We start from the raw sequence: 19,609 nt of genomic DNA, 5'->3' as shown, positions 1-19,609 counted from the left end.
CTGGACGGTCTTAGTCAAAGCGTATTATCGTTTAGCTCGAATTTTTAATTTGAGCTAAATGGCTGAATTTAAAAAATTAAAGAGCCTTCTATGAATATCATGCATACAGTCTTCAAGTTTTCTTTATTAATTTCGGTTGCCACTTCATTGGTGTTTACTTCTTATGTACACAGTATGGATGGTATGGAGCATGAACCCTCAATTGAGATCAGTGTCAAGGACACAACTGTACATGCTAAAGAATCGAGCAGGTTGGGTCATAGCAAAGAGTACATAGTGGTACTTGAGGATAAACCGTTAATTTCCAAAATGAAGATGAGCTCAGCGCCAAACCAGAGTCAAATGTCTAATTTAGCGCAATCAGACTTTGCCGTGTACGCTAACACTGCTGCGTTTCAAAAAGACAAGAGAGCATTGGCAACAAAACGCCAACAGGCTCAATTGACTATGGCGAAACAATTAAACAATGTTGAATTTGGTCGAGAGTTTGATGTGTTGCTAAACGGTTACGTTGTTCGCACAACTCAAAAGATGGAGACACTGTTAGGTTTTCCAGGTGTTAAAGCCGTCTATCCAAACTTAACCGTAAAATCTACTTTAGAAAATGCCCTGCCTATCATAAAAGCGCAGCAAAGCTGGCAGGTAGTAGGCGGTCAGTCACAAGCTGGCCAGGGCCAAAAAATAGCTATTATCGATTCTGGTATAACGCCAGACCACCCTATGTTTGACGATACAGGCATGACTGCACCTGCGTCTTTGCCCGGCGACGATTATTGCGCAAGCACGTCTGGTTTTTGTAACAACAAAATCATTGTTGCTCGCCATTACACACCAGATGATTACACCTCAAATCCATCCAAGTACGAGGGCGAGTTTAACACCCCGCAAGCGTTTAGCGGACACGGAACCCACGTTGCCGCTATTGCTGGTGGTCGAGAAGTGGTAGCAGACTCAGGTGAAACACTCATAGGTGTGGCCCCCGCGGCTTATCTAATGGTTTATAAAGCTCTCTGGGGTGAACAAGGCGTTGGAACTACAGTTATGTTGATCAGTGCTCTAGAAGACGCGTTTGCCGATGGCGCTGATGTAATAAACAACTCTTATGGATTACCAAATACCGATAATAACAACGGCTCTATTTTTGATAGTGTTTTCAAAGAGCTTGAAGCAAATGGTGTTGTATTGGTTTCGTCGGCTGGCAACGAAGGCGATCAAGGAGCAGAGACCATTAGCTGCCCTGCGTGCGTACAATCAGGTATTGCCGTGGCATCGACCACGACGGATTTAATCGCTGGTTACATTTTAGAGTTTGGTTCGAACAATGTGTTATCACAGCCTGGCAATAACTACGTGGTTGGTTCGTCATTTAGCGGAGTGGGCGAGTTAGCACAAGACACTGACAATTTAGGTTGTGATTCGTCTGCTTGGTCTGGGATCAACTTGGCCAGTCGCATAGCTGTGGTTAAACGCGGTACATGTACATTTAGAATCAAGGCACAAACCGCAGCAGCAGCTGGGGCGTCGGCAATGGTCGTCATCAACAATGTACCTGGACCTAATGTGTTAATGGAGATTGGCGAAGATATTGAGCTGACTTCAACCTTTATTTCTCAGAATGATGGTGAATTATTGTTGAGTTATTTGAGTACGTCTTTAGTTGATACCATTGCGATGCAAGGCACTCAAACTCGTTCAACGAACCCAGCTGCGGCCGACGTGGTATCTGGATTTAGCTCAATCGGACCCAATGATAATGATGCATACGTCAAGCCAGATATGGCCGCACCAGGTGATTTGATTTTGTCAGCGGTAGCTAAAGAAGACCCACTTACGCCAGATTTAGACTATGGCTATTTAGGTGGGACTAGTATGTCCTCACCTATGGTGGCGGGGGCCGCAGCGTTATTAAAACAGCACGAGCCGTCTTTAACGGCGGTCGATATCAAAAATATCCTGATCAACAGTGTTGACGGAGACATTAAAGGTCCTGACGGTAGTAACAAAGCGACGGCGTTTGAAGCGGGCTCAGGTCGACTTAATATTTTGTCAGCGATGAACTTAACGGCATATGCGACAACACCCAATCTGACCAACAATAATTGCCAAGTATCGTGCCGGATGAGCTCAAGTTTGAGATCGGTAACAGCGACATCCGAATCTTGGTCAGGCCAATTAAGCTTCCACGATACAGCCTTGACAGGAACGGTTTCGCCTTCACAAATCAGTTTAACTGGAAGTGGGGATACAGAATCATTTGAAGTCAGTGTTAATTTACCTTTTGACCAAGATGTCGGTTGGTATTTTGGTGAGTTAGTTTGGACCAACGGAGATGGCAAAACGATACGACAAGGGATTGCAGTTGCGAACATTGCAACCAATAGCGATAAATTCACCCTGACTAAAGTATCTAGTACGGATACCCAGGCGGACTATCGATTAACGACGGACAATTTTACCTCATCGGCCAGTTTGGGCTTTGATTTTGAACTTGTCGGTGGTGCTGAGTTTGATCCACAAAGCTTAGCCATTGCTCCTTCATCTAATGTTTCAAATCAGACTGTAACAAATCAGCGAATTGTTTTTGATTTGGCGTTGCAAGCTGCGCAGTTCGAAACTTTTGGCGATGTACCGTTTGCTATTGATGTCAACAATTTTGGTTTTTCTGAGATTCAATGTGGCGGTGACTGTGATGAGTTCAGTGCGGCAGTTAACTTTAGTTACACCCACTTTGGAGTGACTTACGATCAAATCACTGTTGCTAGTAACGGTGTGGCATTTGTTGGTGACAATATAACTTCTAATGACTCATTTACCATCAACCAAGGGTTACCTTATGACGGTACACCGGATGGTATCATTGCGCCGTTTTGGACCGACTTTGATCTGAAAAATAGTGCAGATAGTGAAGATTTAGGTGGTGGTTCGCTGAAACTTTATCAGCACAATGTGTCAGGCAAATCTTACCTTGTTGTCCAATGGGACAAAGTCAAACTGTACTCTCAAGGAAACTTTAATGCCAATTACTGGGGAGTGTCAGATATAGACGCTGAATATACATTCCAGCTCATTATTGAACAAAACAGTGAAAATAAGTGGTTCCGTTATATCTCTATTCCTGAGCAACCTAATTTTTACACAATAGGTGCTGAGTCAGGCGACTCTTCGGTAGGTATTTCTTCTTGGTACAATGGTGTCGGTAGCAACACTGGTACTTCAGGTTCTAGCTTGCGATACCAATACACAGCACCGGAAGAGGCGGTTGTTGAGTTTTCTGTAAACAAAGCGGCCGACTCACAGACAGAAACATTTGCAGTAAATGACACTGCGTCAGTTCAAGAGGACAGTAGTGCTGCTATTGATGTGTTAGCGAATGATTTGACCGGTGAGCGGGTGTTACTAATTGCTTCCGTTGAAGAGGAGCGAGTCTTGGATCAGCTATTTACTGATCAGAGTGACTTTACGCTTGTGACTTCGAGTATACAAATTGAAGTTCAGCCAACTAATGGCACCGCGACGGTTAATACTAATGGAACCATAACTTACCAGCCAACAAACAATTTTAATGGCAGTGATTCTCTGACTTACTCTGTCCAAAATAGTAATGGTGTCCGCTCAAGTGCAGAGTTAGATATTACGGTCACGGCTGTAAATGATGAGCCAACTGTTGTAGACCTTGATGTTCCGGCTTCAGCTCAAGTGGGCCAGACGATTACATTATCTGTCGAGGCAACAGATATTGATAGTTTACTGACCTATCGCTGGAATTTACCTGCTGGTTTTTCCGCATCGGTAACGGATGAGCGGTCGATTCAAGTTTCTATCACGAGTACAGCTGCGGCAAACTCTAATGTTTCAGTGGTTGTGTCTGATGGTGAGTTCTCACTGACTGCTTCTGCGACAATTAGTGTGACTAATCCAACAACCACGCCACCTCCAACAAATAGCGGTGGTGACTCAGGCGGTGGTTCTGTACCTAAGGAATTACTTGTTGGAGTATTGATGATTATGTTGGTTCGCCGAATTCGCGCCTACCGCACAAAACGTAAATCAATTTAAAGGTGTTAAGTTGATGTCCCTAGATAAACAGAGATAAATCAATACCTTTGAATTTATAACAACGGACTTGAAAGTACTGCCACTTGGGGATTATCACTCAAGTGGCAATTTTTGTTGTCGGCCATAACTGGTATTTATACTGAAAATACAAGTAAATATTCAGCAAGTTATTCCTTTTAGGTATAGAGGGCTCTATAATTGGCCGCTTTCTGACTTTCATGTCTATAGTTATTTCACTTTAGCAGTCGCAAAGCAGAAATAACGCCACAAAAAAATAAGAGGACATTATTGTGCTTCAAGAATATCGCAAACACGTTGAAGAACGCGCCGCACAGGGCGTTGTTCCTAAGCCATTAGACGCAGCACAAGTTGCAGACTTGGTAGAACTTATTAAAAACCCACCTGCAGGTGAAGAAGAATTCATTCTGGATCTATTAACTAATCGCGTACCTCCTGGTGTAGACGATGCAGCATACGTTAAAGCTGGCTTTTTAGCCGCAGTAGCAAAAGGCGAAGCAACGTCTCCAATCCTAAGTGCAGAAAAAGCGACTGAATTACTAGGTACAATGCTAGGTGGTTACAACATCGAGCCAATGATCCAGTTATTAGATAATGCGGATCTTGCTAGCACAGCTGCTGAAGGCCTTAAGAAAACACTATTAATGTTTGATGCTTTCTTCGATGTAAAAGAAAAAGCAGACGCAGGCAACGCTAAAGCTAAAGAAGTTATGGAATCATGGGCAAACGCTGAGTGGTTCTTAAACAAGCCTAAAGTTGCAGAAAAAATCACAGTTAAAGTATTCAAAGTAACTGGCGAAACGAACACCGATGACTTGTCTCCTGCACCAGATGCATGGTCTCGTCCTGACATTCCTCTGCACGCGACTGCGATGCTTAAAATGGAACGTGAAGGCATCAATCCAGATCAGCCAGGCACAGTAGGTCCAATCAAGCAAATCGAAGAGTTACAACAAGACGGTATTCCACTAGCATACGTTGGTGACGTTGTTGGTACTGGTTCTTCACGTAAGTCTGCTACTAACTCAGTACTTTGGTTCATGGGCGAAGACATTCCTTTCGTTCCTAACAAGCGTGCTGGTGGTGTATGTCTAGGTGGTAAAATCGCTCCTATCTTCTACAACACTATGGAAGACTCAGGCGCATTACCAATCGAATTAGACGTTCAAAAAATGAACATGGGCGACGTAATCGACATCTTCCCTTACGAAGGTGTTGTTAAGCGCTCTGGTACTGACGAAGTAATCTCTACTTTCGAATTATCAAAGGTATTACTAGACGAAGTACGCGCTGGTGGCCGTATTCCTCTAATCATCGGTCGTGGTTTAACAACTCGTGCCCGTGAAGCATTAGGTCTAGGTGCAACTGACATCTTCGCTCTTCCAACTGACACTGCAGAATCTACTAAAGGCTACACACTAGCTCAGAAGATGGTTGGTAAAGCATGTGGCGTAGACGGTGTACGTCCAGGTCAATACTGTGAGCCTAAGATGACTACGGTTGGTTCTCAGGATACAACAGGTCCTATGACACGTGACGAACTTAAAGACTTAGCATGTCTTGGTTTCCAAGCTGACTTAACAATGCAGTCTTTCTGTCACACATCTGCTTATCCTAAGCCGGTTGACGTTAACACGCACCACACACTACCTGACTTCATCATGAACCGTGGCGGTGTATCACTTCGTCCAGGTGACGGTGTTATCCACTCGTGGTTAAACCGTATGTTGTTACCAGACACAGTAGGTACTGGTGGTGACTCTCATACTCGTTTCCCTCTAGGTATTTCATTCCCTGCAGGTTCAGGTCTAGTTGCATTCGCAGCGGCAACAGGTGTTATGCCTCTTGATATGCCTGAGTCAGTATTGGTTCGTTTTAAAGGTGAAATGCAACCAGGTATCACATTACGTGACCTTGTACACGCTATCCCTTACTACGGTATCAAAGAAGGTCTATTGACTGTTGAGAAAGCAGGTAAGATCAACGAATTCTCTGGTCGTGTACTAGAAATCGAAGGCCTTAAAGGTCTAACTGTAGAGCAAGCGTTCGAACTATCTGACGCATCAGCTGAACGTTCAGCTGCTGGTTGTACAATCAAGATGGACGAAGAGGCGGTTGCTGAGTACCTTAACTCAAACATCGTTATGCTTAAGTGGATGATTTCTGAAGGTTACGGCGATGTTCGTACTATTGAGCGTCGTATCACAGCGATGGAAGAGTGGTTAGCGAACCCATCTCTAATGGAAGCGGACGCAGATGCAGAATACGCACACGTTCTAGAAATCGACCTAAACGACATCAAAGAGCCAATCGTATGTTGTCCAAACGACCCAGACGATGCGAAATTATTGTCTGACGTTGCTGGTACTGGCATCGATGAAGTATTCATCGGCTCTTGTATGACTAACATTGGTCACTTCCGTGCAGCTGGTAAGCTAATGGAAAACTATGGTGGTGTATTACCAACTCGTACTTGGGTTGCGCCTCCAACGAAGATGGACCGTGACCAGTTAACGGAAGAAGGTTACTACTTCACATACGGTAAAGCAGGCGTTCGAATCGAAACTCCAGGCTGTTCACTATGTATGGGTAACCAAGCACGTGTTGCTGATGGTGCGACTGTACTTTCAACTTCTACACGTAACTTCCCTAACCGCCTAGGTACAGGTGCGAACGTATACCTAACTTCTGCTGAGCTAGCTGCGGCTGGCGCAATCATGGGCAAAATCCCAACAGTTGCAGAATACATGGAATACGCGAAGCACATCGATACGACAGCGGCTGACACGTACCGTTACTTAAACTTCCACCAAATGAAGCAGTACACGGACAAAGCGGAAAAAGTTATCGTTCAACAAGCAGTTTAATCTGCAACGAACTTTAACTTAAACGTTGAAATGAAAGGGCTGATTTATCAGCCCTTTTTTGTTTTAAAGGGTAATTGTTGAATTAACAAAGCGCCAATAATGATCAGCAAGCCGACTACAGTAGCTAGATAAATTTGCTCACCGCGAACGTAATGCAGCAAAATAAGAGAAACAAAAGGAGAGAGGAAAATCAGGTTGGCAATCACCGACGTGTTAGTCGTTAACTTCATCGCTTTGGACCAGAACAAAAACGTAATGCCCATTTCAAACAAACCTATGTAAACCACTGCACTGCCAGCAACCCAATTGAGTTTTGAAAAATCAAACTGGGTACCGACAAATATCCACAGCACAACAGTTGCAATACAAAAGTTAATAGTCAGAGATACCGTTGAATCAGTGAGATTTTTGGCGTTTAAAATCCAAAACCCAGACCACAAAAACGTCGAAAAGAGCGCAAGCGCTACGCCAGTAATACTGTCAAATTGAACCCCAAATACATTGCCTTTAGTGGCAATAACAAAGACACCCAAATAACCCAACACACATGCAATACCATCTTTAAATGTGATGCGCTGTTTTAATACCACCGCCGATAAAATAGTAAGCGAGATGGCCCAGGTATAGTTAATGGGTTGAGCTTGAGAGCCGGGTAATAAACTATATGCGCCAAATAACACTAAGTAATACCCGACCGGGTTAATAAGCGCGGAAAGGATGTAATAGCCCGGCCGGTTCTTTAACTCGACTTTACAGTGCGCAAGTTTGCCTTGAACCAAGCACACAAACAGCAAGGCGATAGCCGAGCTGGTGCAAGCAAAAAGCAGTAACTCACTTGGTGCTAAGTAATCAAGTGCAATTTTAAATGCAGTTGCGACCGTTGACCACAGCAGTACCGCAGTCATTGCCCACACATAAGGATTCTGTTTTAAAGAGGCCACGCTCATTCTCAAAGTTTATATCAGTAAAATAGCAGTGTATGGGACATTATCGCGGATCAACAAGTGAGAATTTTTGAACCGAGACTAGGTTCAGATTAGCTAAAGTAATAACTTTGACTATCAACGCGATTGAATTTTGTAATTAATGTCGCATCCCTCCATTCAATCTACATGTAGGTTTGTGCTAAACTTCGCCGAATTATCAAAATTGAAAAGTGTTTAGATCAAAGATCATGTTAGAAAACGTTCGAATTGTACTGGTTAACACCTCACACACAGGCAACATTGGATCAGTTTGTCGTGCTATGAAAACAATGGGATTGTCAGACTTAGTATTAGTCGACCCTGTTCAAGAGCCAGATAGCCACGCGTCGGCGTTAGCCGCTGGTGCAACAGACATTTTGGGCAACGCCAAAATTGTTCCTGAACTCAAGGACGCCATCGCTGATTGTCAGTTAACTATTGCGACAAGCGCGCGTTCTCGTACTTTGTCATGGCCAATGCTTGAGCCACGTGAGTGTGGTAAAAAAGTAGTCGAAGAAGGACAAAATGCCAAAGTGGCCTTGGTGTTCGGACGTGAAAACTCAGGATTGACCAACGAAGAACTACAGCAGTGTCAGTTCCACGTGCATATTCCTTCAAACCCTGAGTACAGCTCTTTGAATTTGGCGATGGCTGTTCAGACCTTGTGTTATGAGATCCGCATGCACTTCTTAGATAGCCAACAAGCGCAGTTCGAACCAAGTGATGTTGAATATCCAAACAGCGAACAGCTGGAAGGGTTTTATATGCATTTGGAGCAGGCCCTTACTAAGACAGGCTTTATTGTAAAACAACACCCAGGTCAGGTGATGGCAAAACTTCGTCGATTGTTCAACCGCGCTCGTCCTGAGTCACATGAGTTAAACATTTTACGCGGCGTTTTAGCCTCAATTGAAAAAGACGCAAACAATACCAAGGACTAAACGAGAGACCTTTAACCCCTATGTTTGAGCGAATTAAAGAAGACATCAAAAGTGTATATGCAAGGGATCCTGCAGCACGTGGCAATATGGAAATTCTATTCAATTATCCTGGTTTGCATGCTATTTGGTGCCAACGTTTAAGTCATAGACTCTGGAACGCAAACTGGAAATGGCTGGCGCGCTTTATTTCGACCATTGCTCGCTGGATTACAGGTGTTGAGATTCATCCTGGGGCAAAAATCGGTCGTCGCTTTTTTATCGATCACGGTATGGGTGTCGTCATAGGCGAAACTGCCGAAATTGGTGATGATGTAACTGTTTATCACGGCGTGACACTTGGTGGTACGAGCTGGAATGGCGGAAAACGTCACCCAACGTTGGCCGATGGCGTTGTTGTTGGCGCCGGAGCTAAAATTCTTGGACCTATCCTAATTAATAAAAACGCTCGTGTTGGGTCTAACTCAGTTGTCGTCAAGGAAGTACCAGAGGGGGCAACAGTAGTAGGAATTCCAGGTCGAGTGGTGAGTAAAGCCGCTGCCGATAAACACGAAAAACGCAGCAAGATAGCCGCAAAGTATGGCTTTGATGCATATGCTGTATCGCCAGATAACCCAGATCCAGTCGCAAGCGCGATAGGTCGTATGGTTGACCATATCTCAATCATGGACGAGAAGATCACATCTTTGTGTACCGAAGTCTGTAAACTCGGCGGTGATGTATGTGACAAGGCTTTGCCTGAGATTGATCTAGAAGATGACTTTAAAGCTGCCGAGCAAGCTGCGGCCAAACAGCGCGAAGCTGGTATGGCTGGTTTTGACCCAAAAATCTAATACGCGATAACTCCTTTGTTTTGACGGTTAACTCTCTATTTTTGACCGTCATAGCAAAATCGCATTATCTATTAGAAAAACTCATAATAACCTACTAAAGTAGTCAGGTATTAATACTTGACTATTTTACTCAGGTTTGTACAATGCGCAGCCATAGAAATTTAACTCTAAATCACGCTATTGCGCAGTGTTTACACGGTTTAGCTGGCTCAAGAAGGAATGTAAATGAAACTTTCATCTAAAGGTCGATATGCAGTGACTGCCATGTTGGATGTAGCATTACATGCATCGGATGGCCCAGTGCCTCTAATGGACATTTCTGAGCGTCAAGGCATCTCTTTATCCTACCTCGAGCAGCTGTTTGCCAAGTTGAGAAAAAGCCAATTGGTCAATAGTGTTCGCGGTCCTGGCGGTGGATACTTTTTGGGTCGCGAAGCAAACTTGATTTCAATTAACGAAGTGATAGCGGCTGTAGACGAAAGCGTTGACGCGACCAAGTGTGCAGGTCAAGCGAATTGCCAAGGCGGCTCGCGCTGCTTAACGCATAAACTTTGGGCCAACCTTAGTGATCGCATAGAAAGCTTTTTGAGTAACATCACTCTTGGTGAGCTTGTCGAACAAAAAGACGTAAAACGCATTGCAGAGCGCCAAGATGCGGACAACAAAGCAATCCGATTGATTGCCGATAGCCTATAAATTTTTTAACTATTGTTCTACCAACAATAGAGAGCGGAGACATAAATGAAGCTACCTATTTACCTAGATTATGCTGCAACAACACCGGTAGACCCGCGTGTTGCAAAAGCGATGACAGATTGTTTAACAATGGACGGCACGTTTGGTAACCCAGCGTCGCGTTCTCACCGCTACGGCTGGCAAGCTGAAGAGCTTGTCGATATTGCTCGTAACAACATTGCAGAGTTAGTAAACGCTGACCCACGTGAAATCGTATTCACGTCTGGCGCAACAGAATCAAACAACTTAGCAATTAAAGGTGCTGCGCATTTTTATTCTAAAAAAGGTAAGCACATCATCACTGCCAAAACTGAGCACAAAGCAGTTTTGGATACATGTCGTGAACTAGAGCGTCAAGGTTTTGAAGTAACGTATTTAGACGTTCAAGCGAACGGCCTTGTAGACCTTGATGTACTAGCAAATGCAATGCGTGACGATACGGTATTAGTATCTATCATGCACGTAAACAACGAAATCGGTGTGAAGCAAGACATCGCCAAAATTGGTGAAATGTGTCGCGAACGCAAAATCATTTTCCACGTTGATGCAGCACAAAGTGCAGGTAAAGTTCCGGTAGACCTAGGTGAATTAAAAGTAGACTTAATGTCTTTTTCTGCTCACAAGATGTATGGGCCAAAAGGTATCGGCGCATTGTATGTCCGTCGTAAGCCTCGTATTCGTCTTGAAGCGCAAATGCACGGTGGTGGTCATGAGCGTGGTTTCCGTTCTGGTACGCTTCCTGTTCACCAAATCGTAGGTATGGGTGAAGCAGCACGCATCGCTAAAGAAGACATGGAAAAAGACACTCAGCACATTATCGCGTTGCGTGACCGTCTGTGGAATGGCATCAAAGACATTGAAGAAACTTACATCAACGGTGACATGGATCAGCGTTTCCCAGGTATTTTCAACGTAAGCTTCAACTTTGTTGAAGGTGAAAGCTTAATCATGGCACTTAAAGACATGGCAGTATCTTCGGGTTCTGCGTGTACTTCTGCGAGCCTAGAGCCTTCATACGTTCTTCGTGCATTAGGTTTATCTGACGAGTTAGCGCACAGCTCAATTCGTTTCAGTATTGGTCGCTTCACAACAGAAGAAGACATAGATCACGTTGTTGGCCAAGTAAACAACGCAATCGATAAGCTACGTGAAATGTCACCACTTTGGGAAATGTTCAAAGATGGCGTAGACCTTTCAAAAATTGAGTGGGCTGGCCACTAATAATGAATTCAGTCGCCTTGTTAACGAACCAACTTTGATAGGGCGACCAACAACAAACACTTAAATTGACCGTAACAAGCGGTTGAGGAGCTAAAAATGGCTTATAGCGATAAAGTAATTGATCATTATGAGAACCCTCGTAACGTTGGTTCTTTCGACAAAAACGATCCAAGTGTAGCAACAGGTATGGTCGGTGCACCTGCTTGTGGTGACGTAATGAAGCTACAACTTAAAATTGATGAGCAAGGCATTATTGAAGACGCTAAGTTCAAAACATACGGTTGTGGATCAGCGATTGCTTCTTCTTCTTTGGTAACAGAGTGGGTTAAAGGTAAATCAATCGACGAAGCTCAAAAGCTGAGCAACACTGAAATTGCAGAAGAGCTTGCGCTACCGCCAGTTAAAATCCACTGCTCGATTTTAGCTGAAGATGCAATCAAAGCAGCAATCGAAGATTATAAGTCGAAAAAGGGTGCATAATTTCTGTTAACACAGAAGACAGAGCACAATAACGACTCGTAAATTAGGTTTTGGATAAATAAAGAATTAAGGCAGTAGTTGAATGGCCATTAGCTTGACTGACGCAGCAGCAGACAGAGTAAGAACTTTTTTAGATAATCGAGGAAAGGGCTTAGGTTTGCGCCTTGGGGTTAAAACCACAGGGTGTTCTGGACTCGCCTATGTGTTGGAGTTTGTTGACGAACTTCAAGAAGGTGACGAAGTCTTCGAAAACAATGGCGTCAAAGTGATCGTCGATGCAAAAAGCCTTGTTTACCTAGACGGTACGCAATTGGACTTTGTTAAAAACGGTCTAAACGAAGGCTTTGAATTCAAAAATCCAAACCAAAAAGATGAGTGTGGCTGTGGCGAAAGCTTCACAGTATAACTGACACTCATTGTTAAAAGATTAAGGCCATTACTCGTGAATGGCCTTATTTGTTTATAAATAATCGTTTAAGCACTATCTTTAGGCGAGCCAAACGTAATCAAACTTTATCAAAAAGGGAATACTGTGCGTTTTTTTGAACTATTTGATTTACCAGTCCAATTTTCGATTGATACTAATTTATTAGTCGAGCGCTTTCGGACCATTCAAAAACAAGTACACCCAGATAAATTTGCCTCGGCAAGTGACCAGCAAAAATTATTGGCGGTGCAACAGGCATCTGAGATAAACGATGCTTACGAAACTCTTAAGCACCCATTAACCCGAGCTGAGTACATGGTATCAGAGCACGGTTTTGATGTGCGTCATGAACAAGAAACCATTAAAGATGGCATGTTTTTGATGCAACAAATGGAACTCAGAGAAGAGCTTGAAGATGCTGAGCACGCTGCCGATCCAGAGACCGCACTAGATGACTTATACGATGACATCAAGCGACTTACTGATGAGTACACTGATGAGTTTGTTGCTAAGTTTGATGCGGCTCAATACAAAGAGGCGGCAATGGCGGTCAAAAAGCTTCGATTTATTTATAAACTCAAAAATGAAGCGCAAGCGCTTGAAGAAAAGCTCTTAGACTTTTAACACAATCGCAAAGATACATATAGGAACCGGAAAGGTAATTATGGCGTTATTACAAATTGCAGAACCAGGTCAAAGTACAAACCCCCACGAACACAAATTGGCGGTTGGTATTGATTTAGGCACGACAAACTCTTTAGTCGCTTCGGTCAGAAGTGGTTTACCAGAGGTGCTTCCTGATGAAGAGGGAAGAAAGTCACTGCCGTCTGCAGTTCAGTATTTAGAAAACTCAATCGAAGTTGGTCACAATGCCAAGTTAAATGCAGCTTCTGACCCAGAAAACACCATTGTTTCGGTAAAGCGCTTTTTAGGCCGTGGTCTTGAGGATATTCAGTCGTTATATGGCGACTTGCCTTATCAATTTGTTGAAAAAGAGCACACGGTTAACTTGATGACACGTCAAGGTGAAAAGAATCCAATTCAAGTTTCAGCCGAGATTTTAAATAAACTACATCAGCGAGCAACTGCTACGTTAGGTGATGCAATTCAAGGTGCGGTTATCACTGTTCCTGCCTACTTCGATGATGCACAGCGTCACGGTACTAAAGATGCAGCAGAGATCGCTGGCATAAAAGTTCTTCGCCTTATTAATGAACCCACAGCAGCGGCAATTGCCTATGGTTTGGACTCTGGTAAAGAGGGCGTTATCGCTGTTTATGACCTAGGTGGTGGTACTTTTGATATCTCTATTTTACGCCTAAACAAAGGTGTGTTTGAGGTACTATCAACCGGTGGCGACTCTGCACTAGGCGGTGATGACTTTGACCGTGCAATTGTTCGCTTGTTGTTAGCCAAAGCTGACATAACCTCTAAGTTAAGTAATTCTAGCTTGCGTAAAATGTACGACTTAGGTCGTCAGTTAAAAGAGGCCCTTACAGACCAAGAGTCAGTAAGTTACGAATTGTCTTTAGAAGATCAAACCTTAAAAGGTGAACTTACTCGTGCCGACTTTGAAGCGGCAGTTGAAGAGCTAGTTAAGAAGACCTTACGCAGTTGTCGTCGTGCTGTTAAAGACGCCGAAGTTGAATTAGAAGAGATCATGGAAGTTGTTATGGTCGGTGGTTCGACTCGTGTGCCTTTGGTACGGGAGCGTGTTGAAGGCTTTTTTGGTCGTACGCCACTTACTTCAATTGACCCTGATCAAGTTGTAGCGATAGGTGCAGCGATTCAAGCTGACTTGTTAGTAGGTAACAAACCAGACTCAGATATGTTGTTACTAGACGTAACCCCGCTTTCTTTAGGCTTAGAAACCATGGGCGGCTTGGTCGAAAAAGTGATTCCTCGCAACACCACTATTCCTGTGGCCAGAGCCCAAGAATTTACGACCTACAAAGACGGTCAAACAATGATGGCGATTCACGTATTACAAGGTGAGCGTGAGATGGTTGATGACTGTCGAAGTTTGGCGCGATTTGTATTGAAAGGTATCCCTCCGATGACAGCGGGAATTGCTGTGATTCGAGTCACCTTTAAAATTGATGCGGATGGCTTGCTCAGTGTATCGGCAATGGAAAAATCCACTGGTGTTGAAGCTTCGATTCAAGTTAAGCCTTCATATGGTCTAGAGCAAAACGAGATTGCCGACATGATCAAATCGTCAATGGTTAATGCCAAAGAAGATATGCAAGCCAGAATGTTAGCCGAACAACGCGTTGATGCGATTCGTATCATCGAAGCGATTGAGATGGCACTGGAAGAAAATCCAGAGTTAGTAACAGAACAAGAGCTGACTGATATTAACCAAGCTATCGAAACACTGCGCGCTGCAACTCAGCAAGAAGACGGCGATGCGATCAAAACCTACATAAAAGCACTAGATGACACTAGTCAGCCATTTGCTGCTCGTAGAATGGAAAACAGTATTAAACAAGCGCTGACAGGCCAGTCTGTCGGTGATGTCTAACCCGAGAATTAAAGAGAAATAGTTATGCCACAAATTATATTTTTACCGCATGAAGAACTTTGTCCAGATGGTGCGGTGTTAGAAGGCGAAAAAGGCGAATCGGTACTTAACGTTGCGCTTAAAAATGACATTGATATCGAGCACGCTTGTGAAAAAGTATGTGCTTGTACCACTTGTCACGTCGTAATTCGCGAAGGGTTTGACTCGTTAGACGAAGCCGATGAGCTAGAAGAAGATATGCTAGATAAAGCATGGGGATTAGAAGCAGAATCTCGTTTAAGCTGTCAGGCGATCATCAAAGACGAAGACATTGTTGTTGAGATCCCTAAATACAGTCTTAATCACGCGAAAGAAAATCACTAATAAGACAGGTTTCAATCTGTTAATTATTTAATAATTAAGCCCCTTGTGTTGGCTTCGATGCAAGGGGCTTTTTGTTTGTAATGTCTGTAAAAGACAAGGAGCGGACCTTGAGGGTTCGTTGGGGCTACTGCCGCTTTGTGCTATTTACGGACAGTCCTAACATTTCAGTCAGCCGGCGTCTCAGCGGTCGGCTGAATTGACTTTTTACCTCCATTCTCCAATATAGCCCAATTCGTTCCCAAATAGATAGGAATTAAAATTAAAGCGAAGAAATACCAATTGTATGCCTCTATTTCTACAACTTCCTTGGTTAGGATGACGGAGGAAAATGCACAGGTAATCCCTAAAGTAAAGTTACTAATCTTTTGGTTTTTACGTTTAATAAAAAGAGAAAAGGATTTCGAGTAGAACACCAATAATACAAAACTCAAAATAAGACTAATTGTTATCTTTTTGATCGAGCTTTTCGACGGATAGTTTTCTTTTATTGAAGAAATTCCGGCTATTCTGGAATCTACTGTTGGGTAGGTTTTTGATGATGATACGATTTCAAGTGAAAACTCTTCGTCAGAATTAAACAAAAAAGGCTCTACTAAAATACTTTCGCCTTTAATTAAATATTCCAACGTAAGATTTTCAGGAGATTTATCCTTCGCCTTTACCGAAAAAATTTCACTATCAAGTTTTATCAACATAGGCTTTTCAAAATCGCCGGCCATGATCGGCTCTGTCCCTGTATTTTTTAACTTGACCAAATAGAGAGAGGCCTCTTTAATTTGCTTATCCTTTATTTTTATTTCTAAGCCGTCAATTCCGCCTAGCGATCCAACTAAATCGGTTTTTGATACCACTTCAAAAATAATGCTTCGTTCTGGTATCGAGGCGAAATATAACACGATAGGAATTACAAGACTTAAGAAAGCTAATGCTAAAGAAATAATCCATTTGTTTTTTTCAATCATTGCATACTCATTTAATTAGTGGAGAAAACAGCTCTCTGTTGTTAACTCATAGTAACACCAGTTTCCTTTGTAAAACCAGATTCTTTATTTTCTAACGTCCGTTTTCGAGCTTTCCAGATCCAGCGCTCATTATCCCTGAGCGGCCGCTCCACGTACACTACAGACATTAGTGCGACTGTGTCTTTTGAACCAATTCTGACCAAGCAAGAAAAGCCTGAATTGTCTTAGCAATCTGTGTTTAATCTTGATTGAGATAGTCACTTAGTACGCCTTGAAGTTGGCGTTGAGCCTCGAGTCCTCTTGCAAACATGCCAAGGCCAAAGTTTCGTAGGGTGTAAGTGTTGTTAAAGTGATTGTAAATCTGCTCGTTCGTCATTAAGTTATCGGCAGTGATTTCATACGCTATGTTTACCTGATAACCAGGTTTGCTGCGCAGGTTTTGCTGAAAAAAGATGAGGCTTGGTAAGAATAGGTCTCTTGTAAAAACTTCCTGTTCTTTTGATTGATCCATCATGACGATGTATTTAGATATACTGTCGCACATTAATCCGCATAGCCACTACCAATAGCTCTAAATGGCATATCCAAGTTTAGCTCCGGAACTTGCAAACCAATCCACGCTGGGAAGGTATTAGAGTTAGGTCCAGGAAACAGAGTATATTCGTCCTTCCATGGATAAACTTTAATAGCGTCTAGTACTTTTGGGATGAGTTGAGCCGCTTTATCACCTTTAACAGAGAGGATTTTTTCTGGCTTGGCTCCGTACCAGTAGCGATCGGGAGTCGTTGTTTTGTATTCTTTGAGCGCAGGAAGTCCGCGTTTTACTCGCCAACCGACTACTTCAAAAACGGTGTATTCTGAGGCGTCTTTTTCTTTTATGGCTACCCAAGTATGAACCGCAAACCAACCTCGCCAGCTAAAGGCGTCTGCCGCATAAAACTCAATGATTGCCTCTGGTTCTTGGGCTGGATTAGCCGCAATACCGGCAGGCTCTCTACTTGTTTCATACCATTTTTTTGATGTGCAGCCAGTTAATAGGACAGAGCTAAATATCAATAATAAAACCGTTAGGTACTTGGGTTTTAAAGAATTCATTGTGTTGTTTTCGCTTTCGTTTTGGTAGCTCGTCTTGATGTTGATTTGGACGACTTACTTGAAGGTTTACCTTTGGTATAAGAACCAGTATAGGATCTTTTACTCGATCCTTTGCGTTTTGGTTTAAACGGCTTTTCTGGTAATCCCACAAGACGAGTGTCCTTAGCGCTTGCGATTAGACCGTGAAGCGTGTGTTCAATCTCTTTGATAAAGGTTTGATAATGGGCGTTTTGTTCACAAATTTCCTGTAATTGCATTTCCCAGTGAGCTGTCATGTCGGGTAGGGTTATTGCTTCTGGTAGAGCTCGGATCAAAGCTTGGCCAATATCTGTTGAGCGAATACTTTTACCTTGGCGTGTTAAATAACCTCGTTTAAACAGCAACTCAATCATTCCTGCACGCGTAGCTTCAGTGCCAAGGCCATCGGTTTCTCGCAATACCTTTTTGATATTTGGATCTTTTACGAATCTCGCGATGCCTGTCATCGCCGCTAGTAAAGTTGCATCGGTAAAATAAGCAGGCGGTTCGGTTTGTTTCGTTAACAATTCGCCTCGTTGGCAAAACAGCGTCTGGCCTATATTAAGTTGAGGTAGTGAAGGCCCGTCATTATTAAGCTCTTTTTCATAAATGATTTTCCAGCCTATTACTGCGGTTTTTACCGACTTGGCAACAAATTCGCCTTTATTTATTTCTAGGGTGACTTTTTCATTGTCTGTCTCAAAAGCCCCAAAAAACTGCGCTAAATACTGCTTAGCAATTAACTGATAAACATTGGCTTCTGGACCTGAGAGAGAAGAAGCGTTAGGCGCTTTCAAAGTTGGAATAATGGCATGATGAGCACCCACTTTTGAATCATTCCAAGCTTTGCTTTTTAACTTAGGGTTAGCTTGAGTAGCGACATGAGCAACGTGGGCGTGGCCATAGCTAGTTAAGTTACTAACGATGGCAGGTGCATCGTTAAAATGCTGATTGGGCAAATATCGGCAATCAGAGCGAGGGTAGGTTATGGCCTTGTGTCGCTCGTATAGAGACTGACAGGCATCAAGAACTTGTTGCGCAGAGAGTTTAAAGGCTTTTGCCGCATCAATTTGTAAGCTAGACAAATTGTAAGGTAGCGGAGCAGTCTGCTTTTTTCTTTCTTTTTTTACATCTAATACGACTGCAGGTTGCTGATGAATTTGTTTTACGACATGTTCAGCAAGAGACTTATTAATAATGCGACCTTCTTCGTCTTGGTGTGGCGCACAATGTTCACTTGGCTGCCACCGAGCAGTAAAATCACTGTTGTTTTGAATTGCCGAAGTTAAGGTAAGGTGCGCGTCCACTTGATAATAATCTTTACTTACAAAGTTGGCGATTTCTTGATCTCGTTTTACCACTATGCCTAATAACGGAGTTTGCACGCGGCCAACAGACAAAACGGAATTAAAATTCACCTTTTGTCCCAACAGGGTAAACGCACGAGTTAGGTTCATGCCTATTAACCAGTCAGAGCGAGAACGAGCCAGTGCAGATACAGATAAGGGAATAAAGGCTTTGTTTGATTGTAAGTTATTTAGGGCTTTTTTTACTGCTGGAGTATTGAGATCACTGACTAACAGTCTTTGTGTATTTTCGACTTTGGCTTTAGGTAATTTTAAGAAGTGAATGACTTCATCAACCAAAAGCTGACCTTCTCGGTCAGGATCTCCAGCATGTATTAATTGTTGGGCTTGTTTAGTCAACTTTCGAAGTACAGAAAGCTGTGACTTAGTCTTTGACTTAGGTTTCAGTTGCCACTGTTCAGGGATAATAGGTAAATGATCGTAGTGCCACTTCTTATAAAGTGGATCGTAATCTTCTGGTTCAGATTGTTCGAGTATATGGCCAATACACCAACTGACGTGGGTGCCGTCACCTGCGACTATGTAACCGTCCTTTTTCTGATGCGGCTTGGGTAAAGCGTTGGCTATTGCCCTACCCATACTGGGCTTTTCGGCTATTATTAATCTCACGAAGCTATTTACCTAAAAGACTTTTTCTCAATAATAACAGGTTAACTGTTTTTATAAACAGTGGTTGTGGTCTAGTTTTTCATTTTTTACTAAATTAGGGAAAAATTAGCTAACTTAGGGTCAAATGAGAA

At 43.0% G+C, this 19,609-nt stretch carries 16 protein-coding genes; 11 read left to right on the top strand and 5 right to left on the bottom strand.

The genetic code is table 11. The features are described from left to right. Positions 1-90 precede the first annotated feature (90 nt). A complete protein-coding gene (locus J1N51_RS06015) occupies positions 91-4,056 on the top strand; it encodes a S8 family serine peptidase (RefSeq protein ID WP_208833036.1) in 3,966 nt (1,321 codons plus the stop codon). Positions 4,057-4,346: 290 nt separating this feature from the next. After that, on the top strand, positions 4,347-6,941 hold the full coding sequence (gene acnB / locus J1N51_RS06010; protein WP_208833035.1) for a bifunctional aconitate hydratase 2/2-methylisocitrate dehydratase: 2,595 nt from the start codon (positions 4,347-4,349) through the stop codon (positions 6,939-6,941). 47 nt (positions 6,942-6,988) lie between these two features. Here the strand turns inward: acnB and J1N51_RS06005 are convergent, their stop codons facing one another. After that, entirely contained in the window at positions 6,989-7,846 is an 858-nt protein-coding gene (locus tag J1N51_RS06005) for a DMT family transporter (RefSeq protein ID WP_208833034.1), read from the bottom strand. Between the two features lie 269 nt (positions 7,847-8,115). Between J1N51_RS06005 and trmJ the strand changes: the two genes are divergently transcribed. The 9 genes from trmJ (at position 8,116) to fdx (ending at position 15,427) form a co-directional block, all read left to right on the top strand. Continuing rightward, on the top strand, positions 8,116-8,847 hold the full coding sequence (trmJ, locus tag J1N51_RS06000) for a tRNA (cytosine(32)/uridine(32)-2'-O)-methyltransferase TrmJ (RefSeq protein ID WP_408635889.1): 732 nt from the start codon (positions 8,116-8,118) through the stop codon (positions 8,845-8,847). Positions 8,848-8,867: 20 nt separating this feature from the next. After that, positions 8,868-9,677 carry a serine O-acetyltransferase gene (cysE, locus tag J1N51_RS05995; RefSeq protein ID WP_208833033.1) on the top strand — a complete coding sequence of 270 codons (810 nt, stop codon included), beginning with the start codon at positions 8,868-8,870 and terminating at the stop codon, positions 9,675-9,677. A gap of 225 nt (positions 9,678-9,902) precedes the next feature. After that, the gene (iscR, locus tag J1N51_RS05990) at positions 9,903-10,373 is read left to right on the top strand and encodes a Fe-S cluster assembly transcriptional regulator IscR (protein ID WP_208833032.1); all 471 of its coding nucleotides are present in this window, start codon (positions 9,903-9,905) and stop codon (positions 10,371-10,373) included. Between the two features lie 45 nt (positions 10,374-10,418). Next, entirely contained in the window at positions 10,419-11,633 is a 1,215-nt protein-coding gene (locus tag J1N51_RS05985) for an IscS subfamily cysteine desulfurase (RefSeq protein ID WP_208833031.1), read from the top strand. Between the two features lie 96 nt (positions 11,634-11,729). Continuing rightward, positions 11,730-12,113, top strand: a complete 384-nt coding sequence (iscU, locus tag J1N51_RS05980) for a Fe-S cluster assembly scaffold IscU (RefSeq protein WP_208833030.1) — start codon at positions 11,730-11,732, stop codon at positions 12,111-12,113. Between the two features lie 82 nt (positions 12,114-12,195). After that, a complete protein-coding gene (iscA, locus tag J1N51_RS05975) occupies positions 12,196-12,519 on the top strand; it encodes an iron-sulfur cluster assembly protein IscA (protein ID WP_208833029.1) in 324 nt (107 codons plus the stop codon). 126 nt (positions 12,520-12,645) lie between these two features. Continuing rightward, positions 12,646-13,164 (top strand): co-chaperone HscB, encoded by a 519-nt coding sequence (gene hscB / locus J1N51_RS05970; RefSeq protein ID WP_208833028.1) that lies wholly within the window; start codon positions 12,646-12,648, stop codon positions 13,162-13,164. 40 nt (positions 13,165-13,204) lie between these two features. Beyond that, positions 13,205-15,064, top strand: a complete 1,860-nt coding sequence (hscA, locus tag J1N51_RS05965) for a Fe-S protein assembly chaperone HscA (RefSeq protein ID WP_208833027.1) — start codon at positions 13,205-13,207, stop codon at positions 15,062-15,064. Positions 15,065-15,088: 24 nt separating this feature from the next. Then, positions 15,089-15,427 carry an ISC system 2Fe-2S type ferredoxin gene (gene fdx, locus J1N51_RS05960; RefSeq protein WP_208833026.1) on the top strand — a complete coding sequence of 113 codons (339 nt, stop codon included), beginning with the start codon at positions 15,089-15,091 and terminating at the stop codon, positions 15,425-15,427. 164 nt (positions 15,428-15,591) lie between these two features. Here fdx and J1N51_RS05955 read toward each other — a convergent pair whose 3' ends face one another. From J1N51_RS05955 to J1N51_RS05940, 4 genes are all read right to left on the bottom strand, one after another. Next, on the bottom strand, positions 15,592-16,389 hold the full coding sequence (locus J1N51_RS05955) for a hypothetical protein (protein WP_208833025.1): 798 nt from the start codon (positions 16,387-16,389) through the stop codon (positions 15,592-15,594). A 238-nt stretch (positions 16,390-16,627) separates the two neighbouring features. Next, the gene (locus J1N51_RS05950) at positions 16,628-16,933 is read right to left on the bottom strand and encodes a hypothetical protein (protein WP_208833024.1); all 306 of its coding nucleotides are present in this window, start codon (positions 16,931-16,933) and stop codon (positions 16,628-16,630) included. Continuing rightward, a complete protein-coding gene (locus J1N51_RS05945; protein WP_208833023.1) occupies positions 16,933-17,484 on the bottom strand; it encodes a DUF3750 domain-containing protein in 552 nt (183 codons plus the stop codon). Before J1N51_RS05945 ends, J1N51_RS05950 begins: the two co-directional genes overlap by 1 nt. Next, complete coding sequence (locus tag J1N51_RS05940) at positions 17,481-19,478, bottom strand: DNA topoisomerase III (RefSeq protein WP_208833022.1); 1,998 nt, start codon at positions 19,476-19,478, stop codon at positions 17,481-17,483. The genes J1N51_RS05945 and J1N51_RS05940 overlap by 4 nt, the downstream gene beginning before the upstream one ends. Positions 19,479-19,609: the final 131 nt, after the last annotated feature.

The organism is Psychrosphaera ytuae, assembly GCF_017638545.1.
Taxonomy (GTDB): domain Bacteria; phylum Pseudomonadota; class Gammaproteobacteria; order Enterobacterales; family Alteromonadaceae; genus Psychrosphaera; species Psychrosphaera ytuae.
This window is presented reverse-complemented; position numbering and strand designations above follow the sequence as displayed.

Excerpts from the sequence above, each read along its gene's own strand:
- iscR (WP_208833032.1), top strand. The coding sequence starts at position 9,903 with ATGAAACTTTCATCTAAAGGTCGATATGCAGTGACTGCCATGTTGGAT.
- J1N51_RS05945 (WP_208833023.1), bottom strand. The coding sequence starts at position 17,484 with ATGAATTCTTTAAAACCCAAGTACCTAACGGTTTTATTATTGATATTT.
- J1N51_RS06005 (WP_208833034.1), bottom strand. The coding sequence starts at position 7,846 with ATGACTGCGGTACTGCTGTGGTCAACGGTCGCAACTGCATTTAAAATT.
- fdx (WP_208833026.1), top strand. The coding sequence starts at position 15,089 with ATGCCACAAATTATATTTTTACCGCATGAAGAACTTTGTCCAGATGGT.
- hscA (WP_208833027.1), top strand. The coding sequence starts at position 13,205 with ATGGCGTTATTACAAATTGCAGAACCAGGTCAAAGTACAAACCCCCAC.
- iscA (WP_208833029.1), top strand. The coding sequence starts at position 12,196 with ATGGCCATTAGCTTGACTGACGCAGCAGCAGACAGAGTAAGAACTTTT.
- J1N51_RS05955 (WP_208833025.1), bottom strand. The coding sequence starts at position 16,389 with ATGATTGAAAAAAACAAATGGATTATTTCTTTAGCATTAGCTTTCTTA.
- J1N51_RS05950 (WP_208833024.1), bottom strand. The coding sequence starts at position 16,933 with ATGTGCGACAGTATATCTAAATACATCGTCATGATGGATCAATCAAAA.
- J1N51_RS05985 (WP_208833031.1), top strand. The coding sequence starts at position 10,419 with ATGAAGCTACCTATTTACCTAGATTATGCTGCAACAACACCGGTAGAC.
- J1N51_RS06015 (WP_208833036.1), top strand. The coding sequence starts at position 91 with ATGAATATCATGCATACAGTCTTCAAGTTTTCTTTATTAATTTCGGTT.
- cysE (WP_208833033.1), top strand. The coding sequence starts at position 8,868 with ATGTTTGAGCGAATTAAAGAAGACATCAAAAGTGTATATGCAAGGGAT.
- trmJ (WP_408635889.1), top strand. The coding sequence starts at position 8,116 with ATGTTAGAAAACGTTCGAATTGTACTGGTTAACACCTCACACACAGGC.
- iscU (WP_208833030.1), top strand. The coding sequence starts at position 11,730 with ATGGCTTATAGCGATAAAGTAATTGATCATTATGAGAACCCTCGTAAC.